This is a genomic window from Aeromonas sp. YN13HZO-058 (genome assembly GCF_001921245.1).
Lineage (GTDB): Bacteria > Pseudomonadota > Gammaproteobacteria > Enterobacterales > Aeromonadaceae > Aeromonas > Aeromonas allosaccharophila.
Window position 1 is genome coordinate 138,123 of record NZ_MQSY01000052.1, and the last position, 22,835, is coordinate 160,957.

23 protein-coding genes are annotated in these 22,835 nt (G+C 57.3%); 9 read left to right on the forward strand and 14 right to left on the reverse strand.

From position 1 onward, the window contains the following. Positions 1 to 25: 25 nt before the first annotated feature. From rseP to rpsB, 8 genes are all read right to left on the reverse strand, one after another. Entirely contained in the window at positions 26 to 1,378 is a 1,353-nt protein-coding gene (gene rseP, locus BSP75_RS12765; protein WP_075113436.1) for a sigma E protease regulator RseP, read from the reverse strand. Beyond that, positions 1,378 to 2,574 carry a 1-deoxy-D-xylulose-5-phosphate reductoisomerase gene (gene ispC, locus BSP75_RS12770; RefSeq protein ID WP_075113437.1) on the reverse strand — a complete coding sequence of 399 codons (1,197 nt, stop codon included), beginning with the start codon at positions 2,572 to 2,574 and terminating at the stop codon, positions 1,378 to 1,380. Before ispC ends, rseP begins: the two co-directional genes overlap by 1 nt. Continuing rightward, positions 2,574 to 3,431: a phosphatidate cytidylyltransferase gene (locus tag BSP75_RS12775; protein ID WP_033137949.1), complete on the reverse strand. Its 858-nt coding sequence runs from the start codon at positions 3,429 to 3,431 to the stop codon at positions 2,574 to 2,576. Before BSP75_RS12775 ends, ispC begins: the two co-directional genes overlap by 1 nt. Before the next feature lie 27 nt (positions 3,432 to 3,458). Further along, positions 3,459 to 4,235 (reverse strand): polyprenyl diphosphate synthase, encoded by a 777-nt coding sequence (uppS, locus tag BSP75_RS12780; RefSeq protein WP_075113438.1) that lies wholly within the window; start codon positions 4,233 to 4,235, stop codon positions 3,459 to 3,461. A 72-nt stretch (positions 4,236 to 4,307) separates the two neighbouring features. After that, positions 4,308 to 4,865 carry a ribosome recycling factor gene (gene frr / locus BSP75_RS12785; RefSeq protein WP_033137948.1) on the reverse strand — a complete coding sequence of 186 codons (558 nt, stop codon included), beginning with the start codon at positions 4,863 to 4,865 and terminating at the stop codon, positions 4,308 to 4,310. 101 nt (positions 4,866 to 4,966) lie between these two features. Further along, a complete protein-coding gene (gene pyrH, locus BSP75_RS12790) occupies positions 4,967 to 5,701 on the reverse strand; it encodes a UMP kinase (RefSeq protein WP_033137947.1) in 735 nt (244 codons plus the stop codon). A gap of 71 nt (positions 5,702 to 5,772) precedes the next feature. Continuing rightward, positions 5,773 to 6,654 carry a translation elongation factor Ts gene (gene tsf, locus BSP75_RS12795; protein ID WP_042058435.1) on the reverse strand — a complete coding sequence of 294 codons (882 nt, stop codon included), beginning with the start codon at positions 6,652 to 6,654 and terminating at the stop codon, positions 5,773 to 5,775. 104 nt (positions 6,655 to 6,758) lie between these two features. Further along, positions 6,759 to 7,487 (reverse strand): 30S ribosomal protein S2, encoded by a 729-nt coding sequence (gene rpsB / locus BSP75_RS12800; protein ID WP_042058433.1) that lies wholly within the window; start codon positions 7,485 to 7,487, stop codon positions 6,759 to 6,761. A gap of 370 nt (positions 7,488 to 7,857) precedes the next feature. On the opposite strand from rpsB, the gene map reads away from it, so the two are divergent. The 4 genes from map (at position 7,858) to BSP75_RS12820 (ending at position 12,882) form a co-directional block, all read left to right on the forward strand. Next, the gene (map, locus tag BSP75_RS12805) at positions 7,858 to 8,646 is read left to right on the forward strand and encodes a type I methionyl aminopeptidase (RefSeq protein ID WP_042058431.1); all 789 of its coding nucleotides are present in this window, start codon (positions 7,858 to 7,860) and stop codon (positions 8,644 to 8,646) included. Positions 8,647 to 8,732: 86 nt separating this feature from the next. Beyond that, positions 8,733 to 11,369: a bifunctional uridylyltransferase/uridylyl-removing protein GlnD gene (gene glnD, locus BSP75_RS12810; RefSeq protein WP_075113439.1), complete on the forward strand. Its 2,637-nt coding sequence runs from the start codon at positions 8,733 to 8,735 to the stop codon at positions 11,367 to 11,369. Between the two features lie 174 nt (positions 11,370 to 11,543). After that, positions 11,544 to 12,371: a 2,3,4,5-tetrahydropyridine-2,6-dicarboxylate N-succinyltransferase gene (gene dapD, locus BSP75_RS12815; protein WP_005338581.1), complete on the forward strand. Its 828-nt coding sequence runs from the start codon at positions 11,544 to 11,546 to the stop codon at positions 12,369 to 12,371. A gap of 127 nt (positions 12,372 to 12,498) precedes the next feature. Beyond that, on the forward strand, positions 12,499 to 12,882 hold the full coding sequence (locus BSP75_RS12820) for a DUF3461 family protein (protein WP_042657949.1): 384 nt from the start codon (positions 12,499 to 12,501) through the stop codon (positions 12,880 to 12,882). 258 nt (positions 12,883 to 13,140) lie between these two features. On the opposite strand, the gene ptsG is transcribed toward BSP75_RS12820, so the two are convergent. The 6 genes from ptsG to BSP75_RS12850 all read right to left on the reverse strand — a co-directional run bounded on the left by ptsG (position 13,141) and on the right by BSP75_RS12850 (position 19,524). After that, a complete protein-coding gene (ptsG, locus tag BSP75_RS12825; RefSeq protein WP_042058424.1) occupies positions 13,141 to 14,571 on the reverse strand; it encodes a PTS glucose transporter subunit IIBC in 1,431 nt (476 codons plus the stop codon). 423 nt (positions 14,572 to 14,994) lie between these two features. Further along, a complete protein-coding gene (locus BSP75_RS12830; protein WP_075113440.1) occupies positions 14,995 to 15,954 on the reverse strand; it encodes a MalM family protein in 960 nt (319 codons plus the stop codon). A gap of 91 nt (positions 15,955 to 16,045) precedes the next feature. Then, positions 16,046 to 17,344, reverse strand: coding sequence for a maltoporin (locus tag BSP75_RS12835; protein ID WP_075113441.1), 1,299 nt, complete (start codon positions 17,342 to 17,344; stop codon positions 16,046 to 16,048). A gap of 529 nt (positions 17,345 to 17,873) precedes the next feature. Then, a complete protein-coding gene (locus BSP75_RS12840; protein WP_075113442.1) occupies positions 17,874 to 18,314 on the reverse strand; it encodes a flavodoxin in 441 nt (146 codons plus the stop codon). A gap of 104 nt (positions 18,315 to 18,418) precedes the next feature. After that, complete coding sequence (gene truC, locus BSP75_RS12845) at positions 18,419 to 19,192, reverse strand: tRNA pseudouridine(65) synthase TruC (protein ID WP_075113443.1); 774 nt, start codon at positions 19,190 to 19,192, stop codon at positions 18,419 to 18,421. Then, the gene (locus BSP75_RS12850) at positions 19,189 to 19,524 is read right to left on the reverse strand and encodes a YqcC family protein (protein WP_042058414.1); all 336 of its coding nucleotides are present in this window, start codon (positions 19,522 to 19,524) and stop codon (positions 19,189 to 19,191) included. Before BSP75_RS12850 ends, truC begins: the two co-directional genes overlap by 4 nt. A 276-nt stretch (positions 19,525 to 19,800) precedes the next feature. Between BSP75_RS12850 and BSP75_RS12855 the strand changes: the two genes are divergently transcribed. The 5 genes from BSP75_RS12855 (at position 19,801) to BSP75_RS12875 (ending at position 22,733) form a co-directional block, all read left to right on the forward strand. Beyond that, positions 19,801 to 20,841 (forward strand): DUF3549 family protein, encoded by a 1,041-nt coding sequence (locus BSP75_RS12855; RefSeq protein ID WP_075113444.1) that lies wholly within the window; start codon positions 19,801 to 19,803, stop codon positions 20,839 to 20,841. A gap of 111 nt (positions 20,842 to 20,952) precedes the next feature. Beyond that, entirely contained in the window at positions 20,953 to 21,252 is a 300-nt protein-coding gene (locus tag BSP75_RS12860; RefSeq protein ID WP_075113445.1) for a DUF3301 domain-containing protein, read from the forward strand. A gap of 74 nt (positions 21,253 to 21,326) precedes the next feature. Then, a complete protein-coding gene (locus BSP75_RS12865; RefSeq protein WP_075113446.1) occupies positions 21,327 to 21,563 on the forward strand; it encodes a DUF2789 family protein in 237 nt (78 codons plus the stop codon). Between the two features lie 84 nt (positions 21,564 to 21,647). After that, complete coding sequence (locus tag BSP75_RS12870; protein WP_075113447.1) at positions 21,648 to 21,944, forward strand: hypothetical protein; 297 nt, start codon at positions 21,648 to 21,650, stop codon at positions 21,942 to 21,944. Between the two features lie 3 nt (positions 21,945 to 21,947). Beyond that, the gene (locus BSP75_RS12875; protein WP_075113448.1) at positions 21,948 to 22,733 is read left to right on the forward strand and encodes a Zn-ribbon-containing protein; all 786 of its coding nucleotides are present in this window, start codon (positions 21,948 to 21,950) and stop codon (positions 22,731 to 22,733) included. Positions 22,734 to 22,835: the final 102 nt, after the last annotated feature.

Genomic DNA, 22,835 nt, shown 5'->3' on the forward strand with positions numbered 1-22,835 from the left:
ATGTGTCCTTGTTGATGCTCTGGCCTCAGAGGCGAGCGAAATCGTTAAACAGCGCAATGCCCATCAATAACATCAGAATGGCGGCGCCTATCCTGAAACCCACTTCCTGTATTTTCTCTGATACCGGCTTGCCGGTGACCGCTTCGATCAGGAAATAGACCAGATGGCCACCATCGAGCACCGGCAGGGGGAACAGATTGATAATCCCCAGGTTGACGCTGATCAGCGCCAGAAAACTCAAGAAATAGACCAGACCATAGTCGGCACTGCTGCCGGCGCCCTTGGCAATGGAGATGGGGCCGCTCAGGTTGTCCAGCGACACTATGCCAGCTACCAGCTTGCCGATCATGTCAAAGGTGAGCGTGATCAGGCTCCAGGTTTTGTCGGCCCCCTGCCACAGCGCCTGCAAAGGCCCATACTGTAACAGAATTCGATATTCATCCGGTAATGGAACCAGTTGCGGTGAGAGGCCGACAAATCCAACCAGCTTGCCCTGCACCTTGCGGCTATCCGGGGTCAGGATCACGTTGAGATCACTGTTGTTACGCTCAACCACCACTTGCAGGGATTCGTCCGGTGCCTGCTGCACCCGTTCGACAAACTGGGTCCAGGCGGTAATTGGCTGATCGCCGACTTGCTTGATGCGGTCACCGACCTGCAGCCCCGCCTTTTCACTGGCACTCTTGGCCACCACGGCAGCCACGACTGGCAGCACTTTGCCACTCAGGGGAACGATCCCCAGACTGCCGATGGGCGACTCTTTATCCGGATCGAAGGTCCAGCCGGTCAGCGACAAGGTTTTGTCGGTGGCGTAGCTGGTATTGGGTGCCTGCACCTTGAGGGTAACCGCCTCATCACCCAGATGGCTGATAAGGGCGTAGGTGACGCTCTCCCAGTCACCGGTCTGTTCATCGCCGACCCCGACAATCTCCATCCCGGGCAGCACACCCGCCTCGGCAACGATGGAGGCCGGACGCACCTCACCGATCACCGGCTTGACGCTCGGCACCCCGATGATAAACATCAGCCAGAGGGCAAACAGGGCAAACACGAAGTTGGCCATGGGGCCTGCGGCGACAATCGCCATTCGCGCCCAGACACTCTTGTGGTTGAAGGCATACTGCTCATCACCGGGCTTGAGTTCATCGACCCGGCCATCGAGCATCTTGACGTAACCACCGAGGGGGATCAGCGCCAGCACATATTCGGTGCCATCCTTGCCCATCCGGCGCCAGATCGCCTTGCCAAAACCGATGGAGAAGCGCTCAACCTTGACGCCACAGCGACGGGCCACCCAGAAGTGACCAAATTCGTGCACCGCGACCAGCAGGCCCAGCGCAACAACAAAGGCACCGATATTCCACAACACACTGCCCATCAGCCAAGCTCCTCAATCAAAGTGTGAGCACGGGCTCTTGCCGCACCATCCAGGGCAAACAGATCATCGAGCGAGCCGACGGCGCTGCTCTCCAGCGCCAGCATCACTGCTTCGTTGATCCGGGCAATATCCATAAAGCCGATGCGCCCGGCCAGGAAGGCGGCAACCGCCTCCTCGTTGGCCGCATTGAGCGCAGTGGTCGCCGCTTGTCCCTTCTGGCAGGCATTGATAGCCAGCGCCAGACAGGGGTAGCGATCGTAATCAGGCCGGATAAAGCTGAACTCTCCGACACTGAAGAAATCCAAAGGTTCCACACTGGAGGGGATGCGATTGGGATAAGCCAGCGCATGGGCGATAGGCGTACACATATCCGGATTGCCAAGCTGGGCCAGCACGGAGCCATCCTTGTACTGCACCATGGAGTGGATCACCGACTGCGGGTGGATCACCACCTGGATCTGCTCGGGCGCAGCGTTGAATAGCCAGCGCGCCTCGATGTACTCCAACCCCTTGTTGATCATGGTGGCAGAGTCGACCGAAATCTTGGCCCCCATCGACCAGTTGGGGTGAGCGATGGCCTGCGCCGGCGTCACCCTGGCCAGCTCGCTGATCTCGGTGTAACGGAACGGGCCGCCGGAACCGGTCAGCAAAATCTTGCTGATCCCCGCCGCCGCCAGATCGCAAAAACCGGGCTGGCGCTGCACGGCGGTCGGCAGGCACTGGAAGATGGCATTGTGCTCGCTGTCGATGGGCAGCAGCTCGGCGCCATGCTCGCGCACCGCCTCCATGAAGAAAGCACCGGACATCACCAGCGCCTCCTTGTTGGCCAGCAAAATGCGCTTGCCGGCACGTACCGCGGCCATGGTCGGGGCCAGACCGGCCGCGCCGACGATGGCGGCCATCACGCTATGGGCATCGGGATGGGCGGCCACCTCGCAGAGGGCGGTGGCACCAGACATGACCCGGGTCGCACTGCCGTGCGCTTTCAGACGGGCGGCCAGCTCACGGGCGGCCTCCTCATCGACCATCACGGCAAAACGGGGGGAGAATTCGAGGCAGTCCCGCAACATGGCATCCACGTTGCGGGCAGCGGTCAACGCCAACACTTGCCAACTGCCCGGGTTATGGCGCAGCACTTTCAAGGTACTCTGACCAATGGAGCCGGAGGCCCCCAGAATAACCAGTGACTTGTGCATCAAAACTCCTGACTGAGTAGCAGATAACTGAGCAGAAACACCGGCAGGGCGGCGGTCAGGCTGTCGATCCGGTCGAGAATGCCGCCATGACCCGGCAGCAGGGTGCCGGAGTCCTTGATGCCCGCTTCGCGCTTGAACATGCTCTCGGTCAGATCACCGAGCACGGAGGCAAGCACCGCCAGCAGGGAGCAAAACAGCACGGTGATCATCTTGGCAGGCACAAATCCCATCGACCAGGTGACACCGATGGCCAGCAGGCTGGCGGTAAAGAGGCCGCCACACATCCCTTCGATGGTTTTGCCCGGACTGACGGCGGGCGCCAGCTTGTGTTTACCGAACGCCTTGCCGAAAAAATACGCGCCAGAATCTGCCGCCCAGACCAGTCCCATCACGAACAACAGGATCCAGGCGCCCATCATGGGGTCATGGTAAAAGTTGTAGCCACGGATGGCGACCAGCGACCAGAAGAAGGGCACCAGGGTCACCAGACCAAACAGCGACTTGAGCCAGATAGACTCTTTCCACAGCTTGGCGCTCTGGGGATAACGCAACACCAGTAGCAGACCCAGCAGCCACCAGCTTACCGCGGTCCAGAGCACGCCCATCACCAGGGGGTGCAGGTGAGGCGTCCAGAGTTGCTCCACCGGCAGCCAAAAGAGGCTGGCACCGAGCAACAGACAAAATACGATGGGCAACCATTGCTGCGGGGCAGCACAGACAAACCCACTCCATTCGCGACTGGCCAACAAAAACACCAGCGCAGCCAACAGGGCAAAAAATTTCAATGGCAGAAAGAAGAGCGCCCCCAACACCAGGGGGATCAACATCAAAGCAGTAATAATTCGTTGTTTTAGCAAAAGAAACCTCTCTCTTGGGAGCGGGGTTTAGCCGGTCTGCTGCTCGGCGATCAATTCCCGTATCTGTTCACCGGTGCAACCGAAGCGACGCTCGCGGGCAACGAAAGAGGCGACAGCCTCACTGAACTCGGCCTCGTTGAAATCGGGCCACAATACCGGGGTAAAATAGAGCTCGGCATAGGCGAGCTGCCATAACACAAAGTTGCTGATGCGATGATCGCCACCGGTACGGATCAACAGGTCCACGGGTGGCAGATCGGCCATGCAAACCTCGCGGGTCAGCATGGACTCATCAATGTCGTCAGCGACCAGTTCACCGGCCGCGACCGCTTTGGCCAGCTTGCGGGCCGCCTGGGCGATATCCCACTGGCCGCCATAGTTGGCCGCAATGTTCAGGGTCAACCCCTTGTTATTGGCGGTCAAGGCTTCCGCCTTGGCGATTTTGGCCTGCAACCGCTCACTAAAGCGAGCAGTATCGCCAATCACCTTGAGCCGGATCCCGTTGTTGTGCAGTTTCTGCACCTCACGACCCAGCACTGTGATGAACAGTTCCATCAAGGCACTGACCTCCCCTTCCGGGCGGCGCCAGTTCTCGCTGGAGAATGCAAACAGGGTCAATGCCTCGATCTTGGCACGCGCAGCAAAGGTAACGGCCTCGCGCACTGACTTGACGCCCGCCTTGTGGCCATAAACCCGCATCTTGCCTCGGTTCTGGGCCCAGCGACCGTTACCATCCATGATGATGGCGACGTGACGGGGTAAAGACGAGTTGGCACAATCACCCAACGCAGCCAAAAGCGACATGTAATTCTCCCACAAAGACAAAAGCGCCGTGCAGGGGCACTACACGGCGCTCGTAATATACCTTTCAGACGGTTAGATTTCCATTAGCTCCTTCTCCTTTACGGCAAGGGCCTCATCGACCAGCTTGACGTAGGAGTCGGTCAGCTTCTGGATCTCTTCCTGGGCACGACGGTCGTCATCCTCGGAGATCTCTTTGTCCTTCAGCAGTGCTTTCAGGTCGGCGTTGGCGTCACGACGGATGTTGCGCACGGCAACACGGGCGTTTTCCGCTTCGGCACGGACGATCTTGGTCAGGTCGCGACGACGCTCTTCGGTCAGCGGCGGCAGCGGCACGCGCAGGGTCTGGCCATTGCTGGACGGGTTCAGGCCCAGATCGGAGGTCAGGATCGCCTTCTCTACCGCCTGGATCATGGAGCGGTCAAAAATGGAGATGGAGAGGGTGCGCGCATCTTCTGCCACGACGTTGGCCAACTGTTTCAGCGGAGTGGCTGCACCGTAGTACTCAACCTGGATGCCGTCGAGCAGGCTCGGGTGAGCACGGCCGGTACGGATCTTGGACATTTGGGTCTTGAGCGCTTCTACGCTCTTGCCCATACGGTCCTTGGCGTCGTTTTTAATCTCGTTGATCACAGTGGTTTTCCTTTTGGCGAACGAGCCGTTACACGGCCCGTGTCTATCTTATTTACTGACGTGATGGATAGGATAAGAGCGCCAGGTGGCTCACTTTTATCTTATTTACCAACGTGGTGGATCAGAGTGCCTTCCGGTTCACCCATGATGACCCGGCGCAGGGCGCCCGGTTTGTTCATGTTGAACACGCGGATCGGCAGATCATGGTCACGCGCCAGGGTAAAGGCAGCAAGATCCATCACCTTGAGCTCTTTTTCAAGAACTTCATCATAACTCAGTTCATGATACAGCACGGCATCCGGATTCTTGACCGGATCTTCGTTGTATACACCATCAACCTTGGTGGCTTTGAGCACCACGTCAGCTTCGATCTCGATCCCGCGCAGGCAAGCCGCAGAATCGGTAGTAAAGAAGGGGTTGCCGGTACCGGCAGAGAAGATAACGACTTTGCCAGCGCGCAGCTGGCTGATTGCCTCGGCCCAGCTGTAGGAGTCACAGACGCCCTGCAGGGAGATGGCAGACATCAGACGGGCATTCACATAAGCACGATGCAGGGCATCACGCATGGCCAGACCGTTCATCACGGTTGCCAGCATACCCATGTGGTCGCCCACCACGCGGTTCATGCCCGCTTTGGCAAGACCAGCACCACGGAACAGGTTGCCGCCACCGATGACCAGACCGACCTGAACACCCAACTCAACCAGTTCTTTGATCTCTTGGGCCATACGCTCCAGCACCGCCGGATCAATGCCGAAACCCTCGGATCCTTGCAGGGCTTCACCACTCAACTTCAGAAGAACACGTCTGTATGCAGGTTTGGGATTGGTACTCATGTCACTGATTCCTGGTCATATAAAGACCGCGACATAAGTCGCGGTCTGGGGAAACGGAAAAACCGGTTCGATTAGGCCTTTTGAGCGGCCGCGATTTGGGCTGCAACTTCAGCAGCGAAATCGGTCTCTTGCTTCTCGATGCCTTCGCCCACTTCGAAACGGGTGAAGGAGACAACGTCAGCGCCTTCTTTCTTCAGCAGCTCGGCAACGGTCATGGAAGGATCTTTCACGAACGGTTGACCAGTCAGGGAAACCTCACCGGTGAACTTCTTCATGCGGCCTTCAACCATCTTCTCGGCGATCTCTTTCGGCTTGCCGGAGTTGATGGCGATGTCGATCTGGATTTCGCGCTCTTTGGCAACGACATCAGCAGACACGTCTTCAGGCTTGACGAATTGCGGGCTGTTGGCTGCAACGTGCATGGCCAGATCTTTGGCCAGCTCGGCAGAACCACCGGTCAGCTTGGTGATAACACCAATGCGGGAACCGTGAACGTAGGTACCCAGGTTGTCACCTTCAACCAGCATCACGCGACGCAGGTTCATGTTCTCACCGATCTTGGCGATCAGGTTGGTGATGGTCAGCTCGACGGATTCGCCGTTACCGAAGTCAGCGGCTTTCAGCGCGTCAACGTCAGCAATTTTCTGGGTCGCAGCGATATCAGCGATCTTCTGGCCCATTGCCATGAAGCTGGCATCTTTGGCGACGAAGTCGGTTTCGCTGTTCAGCTCGATCATGACGGCAACGTTGCCTTCGGTGCGAGCAAAGATAACGCCTTCAGCGGCGATACGGCCCGCTTTCTTGGCGGCTTTGGCCTGACCGGATTTGCGCATGTTCTCAATTGCCAGCTCGATATCACCAGCAGCTTCTTCCAGTGCTTTTTTGCAATCCATCATGCCAGCGGCAGTGCGCTCGCGCAGTTCTTTTACCAGGGCGGCAGTAACGTTAGCCATGTCCAGTATCCTCGGTCTTGAATTGACAAGAAACAGGGGCCACAAGGGCCCCTGCTAACCAATTACATCAGCTTGGTTAATAAGGGCTTTACAGTCCTTATCAATTACTCAGCTTCAACGAAGCCATCTTGTTCGGCTTGAACAACGATGTCCTGAGCGCGAGCTTCCAGTACGGTGTCAGCAGCAGCATTCAGGTACAGCTGTACGGCACGGATAGCGTCGTCGTTACCCGGGATGACATAGTCAACGCCGTCCGGGTTGGAGTTGGTATCAACGATGGAAACTACCGGGATACCCAGGTTGTTGGCTTCTTTGATAGCGATATGCTCGTGGTCGGCATCGACAACGAACAGAACGTCAGGCAGGCCGCCCATGTTCTTGATACCACCCAGGCTCTTCTCCAGCTTTTCCATTTCGCGAGTACGCATCAGCGCCTCTTTCTTGGTCAGCTTTTCGAAGGTACCGTCCTGGCTCTGGGTTTCCAGATCTTTCAGGCGCTTGATAGACTGACGAACGGTTTTCCAGTTGGTCAGCATACCGCCCAGCCAGCGGTGGTTTACATAGAACTGGTCGCAACGCTCAGCGGCTTCTTTGACGGCTTCAGACGCGGCACGCTTGGTACCTACGAACAGTACCTTGCCTTTCTTGGCAGCTACGGAGCTGATGAAGTTCATGGCATCGTCAAACAACGGAACGGTTTTTTCCAGGTTGATGATGTGAACCTTGCTGCGGGCACCGAAGATGTAGGATTTCATTTTCGGGTTCCAGTAACGAGTCTGGTGACCGAAGTGAACGCCGGCTTGCAGCATGTCGCGCATAGAAACTTTAGCCATTTTATACCTCTGTATGGGGTTAGGCCTCCACACATCCCATATAACCGACCTGTTAAGGCACCCCGGTATATGTGTCGATGTGTGTGTGTTATTGATTAAGGGTGATGAAATGGTGGACGCAAGTTCCCCATTCCGGCGCGCTTTATACCATAACTTTGCTCAGGACACCACCGGCCGACACCCGAAACGGGTGTAAATATGGATCCCGCCAGAGGATGCTGCGACGCTGATTTGACGTTGTGATGACAATCACACTGGAAGTACGCGGGGGTTGCGGATAAAATTTTGCCCTGATTGCAAACGCATCTATTTTTCATTACCTGTCCTGTCTGCCCTCGCAGGCCCAGCGGCAGGCCGCAAGAGAGATCCCATGTCCATTAAAATCAAGACACCGGAAGAGATTGAAAAGATGCGCGTTGCCGGCCAATTGGCCGCCGATGTGCTGGTCATGATTGCGCCCCATGTCAAAGCTGGCGTCACCACTGACGAACTGAACACCCTCTGCCACGACTATATGGTCAACGTACAACAGGCGGTTCCGGCTCCGCTCAACTACCACGGCTTCCCCAAATCCATCTGCACCTCGGTGAACGATGTGATCTGCCACGGTATCCCGAATCACAAGAAGCTGCGCGATGGCGACATCATCAACCTGGATATCACCGTCATCAAGGATGGCTACCACGGCGATACCTCGGCCATGTTCATCGTGGGGGAAACCACCCCGCTGCGCCGTCAGCTCTGCAAAGTGGCGCAAGAGAGCCTCTACGCTGCCATCAAGACGGTGCGTCCGGGTGCCTGCATCACCGAGATTGGCGCCGTTATTCAGCCCATCGTCGAGAAGGCCGGTTTCTCCGTGGTACGTGACTACTGCGGTCACGGCATCGGTGCCGAATTCCATGAAGAGCCGCAGATCCTCCACTACCGCAACAGCGGCAAGCAGGAGCTGAAAGCGGGCATGTGCTTCACCATCGAGCCGATGGTCAACAGCAAGAAGTATCACTGCAAGGTCAATCCGAAGGATGGCTGGACCGTGACCACCAAGGATGGCGGCGATTCCGCCCAGTGGGAGCACACCCTGCTGGTGACCGAGGATGGCTGCGAGGTGCTCACCCTGCGCCCCGATGACACTATCGACCGCTTCATCAAACACAGCTAACATCGAACCCCGGCCCTGAACTCCCAAAGCGCCGGGGTTTTTACTTCTGTTTCAGCCATTTGCCTGCCACTTGCGTGTGAGATGCCATGGACGCCAGCCTGCTTTCCCCTCATTTGTTACCCGATGACCAGCTCACCCGCGACAACTGCAAAGAGTACCTGAGCCGCTTTCTCGGTTGGCTGCACGCCCGTTTCGATGCCGGTGACAACATCATCGAGCTGGTCGCCACCCGCTCCGAGTACATGGATCAGCTGCTCTGCCGCCTCTGGCAGAAGTTCGGCTTTGACAAGAGCGACCTCACCCTCATTGCGGTAGGCGGTTATGGCCGCGGCGAGCTGCACCCCCACTCCGATATCGACCTGCTGATCCTCTATGACGGCGATGAGCTGGACGAAGTGCTGGGGCTGCGGATCGGCGAGTTCATCACCCTGTTGTGGGATCTCAAGCTGGAGGTGGGTCAGGCGGTGCGCAACGTGGCCGAGTGCCTCGAACAGGGGCGCGCCGATATCACAGTCGCCACCAACCTCATCGAGGCGCGCTATATCACCGGTCGCAAAGAGGGTTTCCGGCAACTGAAAGAGGCCACCGGCCCCCAGCACTTCTGGCCAAGCGAAGCCTTCTTTCGCGCCAAACGGCAGGAGCAGGCGGAGCGCCATCAGCAGTTTCTCGGCACCGCCTACAAGCTGGAACCCGATCTCAAGAGCAATCCGGGCGGTCTGCGCGACATTCAAACCCTCGCCTGGGTCGCACGCCGCCACTTTGGCGCCACCACTTTATTCGAGATGACCAGCCACGGTTTTCTAAACCGCGCCGAGTACCGCGAACTGCTCGACTGCCAGAACTTCCTCTGGAAGGTGCGCTTTGCCCTGCATATGGCCATCAACAAGGGGGACAACCGCCTGCTGTTCGATCGCCAGCGCACCGTGGCCCAGATGCTGGGGTTCGAGGGGGAAGGCAACACCCCGGTCGAGCAGATGATGAAGCGCTTCTACCAGACGGTGCGGCGAGTCTCCGAACTCAACGAGATGCTGCTGCAGCTGTTTGACGAGGCGATCCTCGGCAACACCGCCATGGATGTGCGCCGCCTCTCCGATGAGTTCCAGCTCCGTGGCCGCCTCATCGATGCGGTGGATGCCGAGCTGTTTAGCCGTGAACCGGCCGCCATCCTGCGTCTCTTCTATCAGATGGCCCAGCATCCCGAGATTGCGGGCATCCACTCGGCCACCCTGCGCCAACTGCGCGAGGCGCGCCGTAAACTCAACTGCTGGCTGCAGGACTTGCCCGACTGCCGTCGCCTGTTTATGGCGCTGCTGCGCCACCCCAACGGCATCGGCCTGCCGCTCACCCTGATGCACAAGTACGGCATCCTCGCCGCCTATCTGCCGCAGTGGAACCTCATCGTCGGCCAGATGCAGTTCGACATGTTCCACGCCTACACAGTCGATGAGCACACCCACCGACTGCTCAAGAACATTCACCAGTTCCCCAATCCGGCCAGCCGCCAGAGTCATCCGCTCTGCCACGAGGTGTTCACCCGGCTGCGCAAACCGGAGCTGCTCAGCATCGCCGCCCTGTTCCACGACATCGCCAAGGGGCGGCGCGGCGATCACTCGGAACTCGGCGCCGTCGATGCGCTGGAGTTCTGCCAGTTACACGGTCTGGATCGCTACGAGAGCCGACTGGTGGCCTGGCTGGTGCGCCACCATCTGCTGATGTCGGTCACCGCCCAGCGCCGCGATATCTACGACCCCGACGTGGTCACCGACTTCGCCCAGAAGGTGCGCGACGAGCAGCATCTCGACCTGCTCTACTGCCTCACCGTGGCCGACATCTGCGCCACCAACGACACCCTGTGGAACGACTGGAAGGGCACCCTGCTGCGGGAGCTCTACTTCGCGACCCAGAAAGCGCTGCGCCAGGGGCTGGAAAACCCGCCCGACATGCGGCTGCGCATTCGCGAAAACCAGCGTCAGGCCAAGCAGTTCATGGCGCAGCGCGATATATCAGAAGAGGCGATCAACCAGCTCTGGGCCGATTTCAAGGCGGATTACTTCCTGCGTCACAGCCCGGAGCAGATCGCCTGGCACTGCCGCCACATCATCGAGCATGGCGACAATCCGGCGCCGCTGGTGATCATCGGCAAACACCCGACCCGCGGTGGCAGCGAGGTGTTTATCTACTGCCGCGATACCCCGAATCTGTTTGCGACCGTCGCCTCGGCGCTGGATCAGAAGAACCTCAACATCCACGACGCCCAGATCATGAACTCGCGCAGCAACTTCGTGCTCGATACCTTCGTGGTGCTGGAACCGAGCGGCGAACCCATCAGCCCCAACCGCACCGCCACCATCAAGAAGGCGCTGGAGAAGGCGTTGCAGGAGCCGGGCAAGCTGGTACTGCGCAACAAGCCGCTGTCGCGGCGCCACCGCCAGTTCAGCGTGCCGACCCGGGTGGTCTTCCTGCCCCACAAAGGGGAGAGCCGCCACACCCTGATGGAGCTGACTGCCCTCGACACCCCCGGCCTGCTGGCCCGGATCGGCGCGGTATTCCAGCAGTGCGGGCTGTCGCTGCACGCCGCCAAAATCGCCACCTTCGGTGAGCGGGTCGAGGACTTTTTCAGCCTGACCAGCCTCGATGGCGAGCCATTGACCGCCGAGCAGCAACAGCAGCTGGAAGAGCGGCTGGTACACCAACTCAACCCCCAGCACTCGGTGCTGGAGTAAGCGTTCCGTGTTTCGAAAGAGGCTGGTTATCGGGCGTTTTTTGCCATGCCAAACAAATGGTTGGCGCACACCGGGCGAAGAAATGGCCGCTGGCCGGAAGAATTCCGGTCAACCCCTTAAAAACAGTCGGAAAAGTGTGATACAACAAACAGAATTTTTTAAAGGAAACCTGTCATGACCGAGTTGCAACAGATCATTGAAGCGGCCTTCGAGCGCCGCGACACCATTACTCCGGGCTCCGTGGATAGCGCCACCAAGTCCGCCATCCTGCAAGCCATCGACCTGCTGGACTCCGGCAAGGCGCGGGTTGCCGAGAAGATCGCCGGTGAGTGGGTTGTCCATCAGTGGTTGAAGAAAGCGGTACTGCTCTACTTCCGCATCAACGACAACGGCATCATCAAGGGCGACGATGCCCAGTACTACGACAAGGTTCCCCTCAAGTTCTCCAACTATACCGCCGAGCAGTTCAAGGAAGCGGGTGTGCGCGTGGTGCCGCCGGCAACCGCCCGCAAAGGCTCCTTTATCGCCCCCAATACCGTGCTGATGCCCTCCTATGTCAACATCGGCGCCTTCGTTGATGAAGGCACCATGGTCGATACCTGGGCCACCGTCGGCTCTTGCGCCCAGATCGGTAAAAACGTCCACCTCTCCGGCGGCGTCGGCATCGGCGGCGTGCTGGAGCCGCTGCAAGCCAACCCGACCATCATCGAAGACAACTGCTTTATCGGTGCCCGCTCCGAAGTGGTTGAAGGCGTCATCGTCGAGGAAGGTTCTGTCATCTCCATGGGCGTCTTCATCGGTCAGTCCACCCGCATCTATGACCGCGAAACCGGCGAGATCCACTACGGCCGCGTACCGGCTGGCTCCGTGGTCGTTTCCGGCTCCCTGCCCTCCAAATGCGGCAAATACAGCCTCTACGCGGCGGTGATCGTCAAGAAGGTCGATGCCAAGACCCGTGCCAAAGTTGGCATTAACGCCCTGCTGCGCTCCATCGACGAGTAACCAGCATTGCTGTGCTGAAAAGGGCGCCTGATGGCGCCCTTTTGATTTTGGCGCCCCTGTCACAGGCAAGCCATCAGGCATCGGTTAAGATAATCGGGACAGGATCGTTTCAAACCGAGGAAGCCCGATGTACGAGAATCTGAAGAGCCTGGGGATCCAGGATCCCGCCTCCGTCGACAGCTATACCCTGCGCCAGGAGGCCAACCACGACATCCTCAAGATCTACTTCAAGAAGCAGAAGGGCGAGTTCTTCGCCAAGAGTGTCAAATTCAAGTATCCGCGCCAGCGCAAAACCATGCTGGTCGACTCCGGTACCCATGAGTACAAGGATGTCACCGAGATCAACGCCAACCTCAAGTATGTGGTAGATGAACTCGACAACCTGACCCAGGGCGTCCATGTCGAGATCGACCCGGACATCAAGCAGAAGATCCTGCGCGACCTGCGTCATCTGGAAAAAGTGGTGCAGAACAAGATCAGCGAAATCGAACGGGATCTGGAGAAACTCTAACCCTACCCACTCGACAACAGAGCGCCTTGATGGCGCTCTTTTTATTGGCTGGCATTATCTGACCTGATGATGCCGTTTGATGAGGTGAGCAAGGCCCGCCACCTTGTACTGTTGGGCCAACATTGGGCAACGTTACACATCGCCCCCTTGGACAACACAACCCCTGCCAAGCCCCGACTCACGCTACAAGCAACCACAAATAGCAAGAGGGAGGCTTTCGCCTCCCTCTTCAAACACTCGGATATTCAGGCAACAGGATTAGTTGCTCTTCATCCAGATGTCCATGTCGGTTTTCAGGTTGTCAGACTTGGTACCGAAGATGGCTTGTACGCCGGAACCAGCTACTACCACACCGGCAGCACCCAGTTTCTTCAGGCCAGCCTGGTCAACTTTGGCAACATCTTTCACGCCAACACGCAGACGGGTGATGCAAGCATCCAGAGAAGCGATGTTCTCTTTACCACCGAAGGCAGCAACCAGCGCAGCAGACATTTCGTCTTTGCCGTGACCAACGGTCTCTTCAGCAGTCTCGTCTTCACGACCCGGAGTTTTCAGGTTCATGGCACGGATAACGAAGCTGAATACGACGTAGTAGATGGCAGCGTAAACCAGACCCAGACCTACCAGCAGCAGCATGTTGTCGGCACGTGGAGATTGCACCACGAAGTCGATGAAGCCGTTGGAGAAGGTGTGACCGTGTACGATACCCAGAGAGTTGGTCAGCACATAAGCCAGACCAGCCAGTACAGCGTGGATGGCGTACAGCACCGGAGCGATGAACAGGAAGGAGAATTCAATCGGCTCGGTGATACCGGTCAGGAAAGAGGTCAGGGCAGCAGAGGCCATGATACCCACGATCTTGGCGCGGTTTTCCGGCTTGGCAGCGTGAGCAATGGCGAACGCAGCAGCAGGCAGACCGAACATTTTGAACAGGTAGCCACCAGCCAGCTGACCGAAGCCGTTACCGGCAGCGCGGGAAGCGTCATCAGCAGTCAGGAAGCAGGTCATGATACCGTGAACAGTTTCACCGGCGCCGTTAACGCAGGTACCCGCCTGATAGAAGAACGGCACGTTCCAGATGTGGTGCAGACCGAACGGGATCAGGGAGCGCTCGACCACGCCGTAGATACCGAAGGCCAGTACCGGGTTCTGGTTGGCAGCCCAGTCAGAGAAGGCACCGATAGCGCCACCTACTGGCGGCCAAATCACGGACAGGATTACACCCAGACCGATGGAGAGGAAACCGGTGATGATGGGTACGGCACGTTTGCCCGCGAAGAAGCCCAGATACTCTGGCAGCTGGATCTTGTAGAAGCGGTTGAACGCCCAGGCAGCGATACCACCGGCCATGATACCACCCAGCACGCCGGTCTCGATGGTTTCAACACCCATCACAGGTGCCATGACTTTCAGGGTAGCGACCATGATGCCGTAGCCAACGATGGCTGACAGACCGGATACGCCGTCGTTATTGGTAAAGCCCAGAGCAACACCCACTGCGAACAGCAGGGCCATCTGACCAAATACGGAACCACCAGCTTGCTCCATCAATTGGGAGACAATTTCTGGCAACCAGCTGAAGTGGGCAGCACCCACCCCCAGCAGAATACCTGCGACCGGCAAGACTGATACTGGCAGCATCAGCGCCTTACCAACCTTTTGCAGATTAGAGAAAGCATTTTTGAACATTGTGTGCGCTCCTGAATGGATTGTCTTCCCTGAACGATCTATCTGAATGAAATAACCACTGATTCATCCAGATATCTTCGAGTCGGGCTTGTTTATTTTGACCATCAGAATATAACCCAGCGGGTCATAAATTGCTGCTTTAGGAAGCGGGGGAATATTGAATTTGGAGGGAAGATCACAACTTGTTTAGCAGCGAAAAAACAACGTTAATATAAGTTAGTAATCGGCATTATCACTCTATTACAAACATATATGAATTGCAGTTTCACTTTGTATTTTAATAATGCAACTTGCATCACCAAGAAACCAATTGTAACCCAATGTAACCACATCATTTTTATTTATTACAGTCTACCGATTAAAAAGGCCTCCAACAAGGGAGGCCTTAATAAATATATCTGACCAACTACAGCCGATATTACTCTATTTTTGTGAGCGCTTTACTGCATCGACAAACACGGTTTTTGCCTTGGTTGAACCGGCACGCTCGGCCTCGTTCACCAGCTTCATCGCCTTGTCGATATCCCCCGCCTTGACCGCTTTTTCGATCTGGCTCTGATAAAAGGCTTCCGTTTCACTCAGCATGGCAGGAGCAGGTTTGGCTACGACCGCAGCTGTTGCAGTTGTGGTAACAGCAACAGCCGTCGCCGGAGCGGCCTGACTCATCGCAACCTTATCTGCGTACTCGGGTTTGAACACAGCCTCAAGGCCCTGCCCCTTGGCCATATCGACCACCTCAATCTGTACCAGCCCCCACGGTGAATGCGGGATCACGGGATCCGGCATTGCTGGCTCAACCGTTTGGTTGGCACGAGCGAAGGCTTTTGCCGGGTGCAATATGGTGGTACTGCCAGCCAGCTGGCTGGCTGGGGCATAAATAATCATATAGGTTTCAGCTGCAGGATTGCCCGGCATGCTGCGATCAACGAATACCTTTCCTTCGATCCTGTCATTGTCCAACAGATGCGCCGGCTGGTAACTGAACACTGATTCACCCAGCACGCGCGTCACCTTGAACTGACTATCCAGCATAATGACCTTGGGTACCAACACCGTCTTGCTTACCTGAGATGCGACCTTGATGGCCAGGTTGCCTGTGTTGGCTGGCAGGCGATAAGCCGCAAAGTAGCTCATCCCCTCATCAAACTGAAAAGCGGGTTGCTGGCCATCGATGGCCAGCAAGGTCTCACCTTCAGGCAAGGGGGTATAACTGAAATCTTTAAACGCCACACAGCAGCTTGAGGCTTTGGCCAGCGCTTGCTTGGCCTGGTCTGCATCGCTCAAGATAGAGCCATGTTCTTGCAGAGGAACAACCATGTTTCCGGCACAACCGGTTAATAGCGCAGTGATTACGGCTGCAATAGACATCTTTACCCGTTTCATTTTTCTTATCTCCATAACCCGGTGGCCGTGATCCGGCGAAACAAAACTGCCCCCATACGGGGGCAGTCACTAACTTAACTTAAACTTATGCTTACCACCAGGCTTCCGCCTGAACACCAAAGTTCCAGGTATCTTTAGCAGTTTTGCTGTCGTATGGTGTACCAGCCATGTCGTTGTCTTCTAACGCAACATAGGAGGCAAACACTCGGATCTCAGGACGGGCCCAGAAACTTGAGCCAGCAGACCAAGCCTGCGCCAGTGTCAGCTTATAACCAGAATCTTTGGCTTCAGAGCCATCGGTAGACTTGTTGGTGTCTTTGAAGTAACCACCTTCGAAGATGGTCTTGTTGAAATCATCCCACTTGTACATAGGACGAGCAACAACAGACATAGTTTCCCAGCTGTCATTGGTATCCCACATATCATTGCCTACACCGTAGACCAACTGGTGGCCCATCTCCCAGGAGTTACCCATCGGGATCACACCCCAGTTGATCAAGCGATAACCATCGGCACCGTCTTTGGCTTCAGCACCATACCAAGAACCATCACCATAGAAAGCCATGGTCTTGGAATAACCTTCGGTACCATACTGCAGTACGGTCTTGTTGAAGCCACCCAGCACACTTGCTGTCAGCTCAGCTGTCAGCATTACACCATCTTTAGCATTTTTGTACTGACTGTTTGAAGAGTCCTTTTGAGCATCGGTGGGATTAACAAGCGCATAATCAACGCCGACTTCTAAAGAAGCATCCTGCCATAGCGGAATACCTGCATAACGCAGATCAAGGGTGTTTACATCCATTCCATCGAACTTGGTCCAACCGTCCTTGCCATCCCAGCCACGATCATTACGAATCCATGCGAAGGATACTTTGCCCGGACCAGCTTGAACGCCTTCAATACCAGCGCCAGCACCGGAGATGTTCCAGTAGTAGAAGTCAGAGATATGGATATCGTGACGTTGGTAGTAACGCTTACCAGCCCACAATGTGGCCTCAGGAGCAAAGTTCAGCAAGCCTTTAGCTTGTACGTTGAACTGACGCAGAGCGAACTCAGAGTCGCCGCTACACTGTTTTTCATCGAAGTTACATACTGACCCAGTACCTTCCCAGTCATTGGAACCGTTAGAGCTCATGGCAAACATGGAGTCAACATAGAAAGTTTTACCATCTTTGTTGAATACTTCCTGGCCCAGCTGAACTTCACCATAAGTGTCATCTTCATTACCAAGACGACCCACTTTTTGTTTGCTCAAAGTCTGCATGTCACCATCACTGGAAACACCGACACCAGAACGCATATAACCGTGGAAATCTACGGCAAAGGCGGCTTGGGAAGCCAGGGCGGCAGTAACAGCTGCTGCAATCGGGAGCCACTTCATTTTCATTGTCATATTCCTTATTTCCCGCAGTGAGGAGTGTGATCCTGAATATTCAACTTCTTATCACCATGTAATCCTGTTGGTGATAACCGAGGTTGATTATAGGGAGCGTATTTCACGACAAATATGAAGCGACTCACAAAATGGCGACAAATCGCTCGGCAAACGATCGCCACAACACTGACAAGTAAAAAATCGCCACCTCATGCAATAAAAAACCAACAATCACATAAATTCAGCAATCACAGCAAACCTGAAAGCGTTACCAGCAATTAATTTGCGATAGAACCAAAGTCATTATTTTACGATTGGATGACAAAAACATGACTGAGATCGCTTTCAAGATTGAACTTTTATTTAGATGACGGGTCTGCAGCAAGGTTGAAACCATTTCAGCCATGGGATAGTGCGCGAGGGGAATATCCCTCTTTCAGTTAGGGAAATATGCCGGTGACAGGCTATTGAATTTGTACAAATAACAATCCCCTGCCGATTAGGGATCAGGGGATTGATATGGCTCTATTTCAGAGAATATTCAGGGCTGAATATCCCACTTTTGCAGCCAGCTGAGAGCCACCTGTTCGGGTTCATCGTGCACGGTGGCATCCAGCTCCAGCGGGGGAATCACTCGCGTGGCCCCCAGCTCTTGCAGCAATCCGTCCAGCCGACGGCCCGCGCCACAGAAATGCTCATAGCTGCTGTCACCCATGGCGATCAGGGCATAACGCAGCCCCTTGAGCCAGGGTGCCCTGTCAGCCAGTTCGCTGGCAAAGGGCTGCAGATTGGGTGGAATGTCCCCCTGCCCTGTGGTGGCACTGACCAGCAATAAAAAACGGCCGGGGTCGATGTCCGCCAGCCGTGCTTCTTCGTGCAGGGAACAGTGATGCCCCTTGCGTTCCAACTCATCTGCCAGGGTCTCGGCCACCAGCATGGCTGCGCCGTAGACACTCCCTACCACGATATCGATCTGCGCCATTCTCCGCTCCCTGCTTGAGTCACTCTTTTTGAGCAACGCTCGTGAGCAACTCTATCAGCAAGCTGGTGTCAGATGCCACCCGATCAGGGCCGAGGATCAGGCGCTTAGTAGTCGCTCTCGCTGGCGGGCCAACCCAGCTCGGCAAACAGCCGCAGCACATCCTGACCGAGCGGTGCTTGGATCCGCATCGGCACCTTGAGCACCGGATGGGTAAAGCTCAGGGTGCGGGCCACCAGCAGCAGCCGCTCACAGCCAAAGTGCTCGCGAAAGAAACGGTTGTGACGGCCATCCCCATGGGTGGTGTCCCCGACGATAGGGTGGAACAGATGATCCATATGGCGGCGCAGCTGATGCTTGCGGCCGGTCTTCGGGAACAATCTGACCAGGCTGTAACGACTGGTGGGGTGCTTCTTAGAGACCGCGTGGGGCAGCTCGACCTGATGCAGGCGACGGAAGGTGGTGACGGCATCCTGCGCCGGGCGATCCGGGTTGCTCATGGCATCGGCAATCTTGTCCAGCTGCTCCTTGAGGGGATAGTCGATCACCCCCTGCTCGGGCGCCCAGCCGCGCACCAGTGCCAGATACTCCTTGTGCACCTGACGTTGGGTAAAAGCTTCGGTCAGTGCGCGGGCAATCACCGGATCGAGCGCAAACAGCAGCACGCCGGAGGTGGGACGGTCGAGGCGATGCACCGGATAGACATGGCGACCACCGATGAGATCACGGGTCATCTGCATGGCAAAACGGGTCTCGCCCTTGTCGAGCCAACTGCGGTGTACCAACAGACCGGACGGCTTGTTGACCGCCACCAGCCACTCATCCTGATAGAGCAGGGTCAGCCTCAGGTCACTCTCTTCTCGCGTTTGCTCTGGCATCATTGTTCGATCACTTTGCCGGAGAGCAGCAGGTCGAAGCGGGCGATCAGCCGCAGCAGCGCTTCTACCTCGGCCAGCTGCTCTTTGTAGACTTCGCTGGCCATGGGATAAAGAGATACGCTGGTGGGCAACGGCGCCTGCAACATCACCAACTGCTCCATGCGCGGGATCAGCACGAACTGCAGCCACTGATCAAAGCTCAGGGTATCGACACAAAAAGGCAGGGTGCTTGCCAGAGCTTCGTCACCGGGATGGTCAGCTTGCCAGCGCTCAAGGCGCTGCAACTCGGCGGTGAGTTCCCCCAACAGGCCAGCTACCAGCAAATATTGATTCATCTCGCTCTCTTCCTCATAACCACAAATTGATCCGCCGACCCGACAGGGTCAGCCAGGATGCCGATACATTCAGTCGCACAGCACCGGCGGTTCTGCCGGGTCATCGACATACACGGCAGCCAGCGCGGCCTGCCGCCTTTAAAAAAGGGCGATACTATACACCTCCCCCCGCATGGCTGCCATGTTGATATCTGCCGCAACACGCGTCTGCTGCCACTGGCTATCCTCGGCAAGGGCCTTATAATCGGCCCGCATCACCATTAGCCGGATCTCACCATGTCTGCGACGCCTACTGCCATCAATACCTTGACCGAATTTCTGACTCAGGCTGGCACCCAGTTCCAGCTGTTTGACATGGGCCGCCAGGTGCGGCCACTGGCAAGCGATACCTTTGTGCGCATCGAACAGCAACAGGAGCCCTACCCCTGGCCGCTGCAACAGCACGCCTGGCTGGGTGTGCACTTCTTCCAGCCGAGCGAGTCTCGCCACTACCTCTGGTTCCTCAAGTTCGCCCTCGATGAGCGCGGCCTGCTGATGTCAAACGGCCCCAAGCTGTTCATGGATCAGGTGGTGGAGACCCTGGGCTACAAGCTCACCGGCGATCTGGATGAAGAAAAAGCCCAACGCCTGGCCGACAATCCCTACACCTTCCGTCCGGCCGAGGCCAAGATGGCCAGCCTGCACGCCAAGCTGGCGCGCCAGCTGGAGCAGGCCCCTTCGGCCTATTACGATGCCCTCTGCCACTATCTGGCCGCCCCCAACGACACCGGTTGGCAGACGCTGGGGCTGCAGGGTTTTGCCGATCTGGCTGAGCGACTGCATGATGAGCGCAATCTGGCGCTGGTGTGCAAGGCGCTGCCCAAACTGCCGCAAGAGCCGCTCTACGCCCTCTGCCAGAGCCTCGAAAACGCCCCGCTGCCGCCGGCAGTACAAGGCGCCCTGCTCGAGCGGATCGGCAAGGAGCAGGAGTGCGCCGCCCCCAACCCGGAGACCCTGGCCTACCTCTGCCGCGCCATGGCCTCCTGCCCCGGCAGCACGCTGCGCAGCAACAAACTGCTGACCCTGCTGCAAACCCAGCCGAGCCCGGCACTGCTGCTCGCCATTGCCGGTCGGCTCTGGCCCGATCTGAAAGATGCCCATCTGCTCAGCCACTATCTGGAACAGCTGGCACTGCAACCGACCCAGTTCTTCAATCAGGTTTTTGCCGAGTTGGTCACTTTACCTGCCCTGCGCAATGATATGCTGGCCAGACTGCGCGACCCCGACCGCAGCGAGGTGCTGGGCAAGGCCATCGGCCGTCTGTTTGCCTCGGCCTGATCCCTCGCCTCATCCTTACGCCAAGAGGCAACACGGCGGGAAATAGAAAAGGAGATCGGGAGTGCCGAGCAGGACTCCCGGTTATCGACATCACGATAAGGAAGCCCGCCTATGGGAGAGATGCTCGGAATTTTGTTGCTGATTGCCGTTGCCGGCCTGTTCTGGCTGCAACGCCAACAGGCAGAAGTGGCCTGGCAATATATGCGCCGCTACTGCCAGCACCATGATCTGCAACTGCTGTCACTGGCTCGCCATCGGCGGGAGCTGGCCCGCAATCCCCTGCGGCTGCTGACCCACTATCAGTTTGAATTCTCCAGCGACGGCGAGAGCCACTATCAGGGCACCCTCAAGATGCAGGGGCTGCACGTCGTCGGCGTTGATCTGCCACCCCATCGCATCCCCTCAGCCTGATCCCCAATCTCGTCTCTGCGCCCGATGGCTGTGCCTGTCTATAATCTCAGGGATTAAACAAAGGGAGAGACGAGATGGAACCCCTTGTCCACGATCTGCCAGCCCTGTTTGCCCAGCTTGGGATGGCCAACGACGAGCTGAGCCTGCACCGCTTTGTGCACGACCATCACCTCGACAATGAGACCCTGCTGCCGGAGGCAGGTTTCTGGAGCGCCGCCCAGGCCAGCTTTCTGCGCGACGCCCTGTGGCACGACTCCGACTGGTGCGAAGCGATCGACCAGCTCGACGTGATGCTGCGCCAGCCCCGCTAAGCCGCCCGCCCCTTTCCTCCCCTGCCGGCTTTGGTTAAGATCCCGCCCCGATATCGATCCCCCCTTCTCACCCAGAGCATGCTTATGTCCGCCCACGAGATCATCCGAATTGCCAACGAGCTGGCCGCCAAGGGCCTGACGCCCACCACCGCCATGATCAAGGCACGCCTCACCCAGCCCGTGCCGATGGCCGAGCTGTTGAAAGTGCTGAGCCAGTGGAAGCTGCAGCCCGTCGCGACCGCCGAGAGCGAGAGCCTGCCCGAAGCGGCACCCCAGCCAGCGCCGGCGCTCACCCTGCAACAACTCGCCGAGCAGCTCGCACGCATCGAACAGAAGGTGGATCGCCTGACCGACCTGCTCATCCAGCAGGGGCAGCGCTGAGCCATGTATATCGTCGAACTCTGCTTTGAGTGTTACCGCGACACCTCCCTGGGCGACGCCGAGCGGGCCATCGTCAACTATCTGGACATGCTGCGTTATCAGGGTCAGATCCTCGGGCGGGAGTTCCCCACCAGCATGCACGACGGCTATTTCGTCAGCCGGGTGGTCTGCCCGGAGCAAGATAGCCTGCATCCGGACAACCAGAGCGATCAGGTCAGGCTGGCTGAACAGCAACTCAATCAGGCGGGGCTGCTGGCGCCTAAACTGCAGCTGCAGGGGGCGGATTTACTGTCTGACAGTACCGACCCTTGCGGCGAGCAGGGTGAACGGCCGAGCTGGATGTTGCTCTATACCAGCTTTTTGCACAGCTGCTCGCCGCTGCGCTGTGGCGACCACTTCGCCCCCATTCCGCTCTACCAACTGCCCGCCGTCGCCAACGGCGATCAGAAACAGATCATCAAGTGGCAGGAGGATTGGGAGGCGTGTGATCAGCTGCAGATGAACGGCTCCATCGCCGAACATGCGGCGCTGCACGAAATCGGCGACGTGGGCAGCCGCCTCTACCGGCGCGGCAGCGATCTCGCCAAGCGGCTGGAAGTACTGAGCGGCATCCCCACCTACTACTACCTCTATCGGGTGGGCGGGCTAAGCGCCGCCGACGAGAAGGCGCGCCCCTGCCCCAGCTGTGGCGGCGAGTGGGCGCTGGCAGAGCCGCTACACGAGATCTTCGACTTCAAGTGCGACAGCTGCCGGCTAGTCTCCAACCTCTCCTGGGATTTCAAGGATTAAGCGCGTTCCCTGCACGTAACCTCATAAAAAAGGCTATGTCCCAATTACGTGTTGCATGGGGTGCCCCAGCGCCTCATGCAAACACGCTTTGATATTCACGCC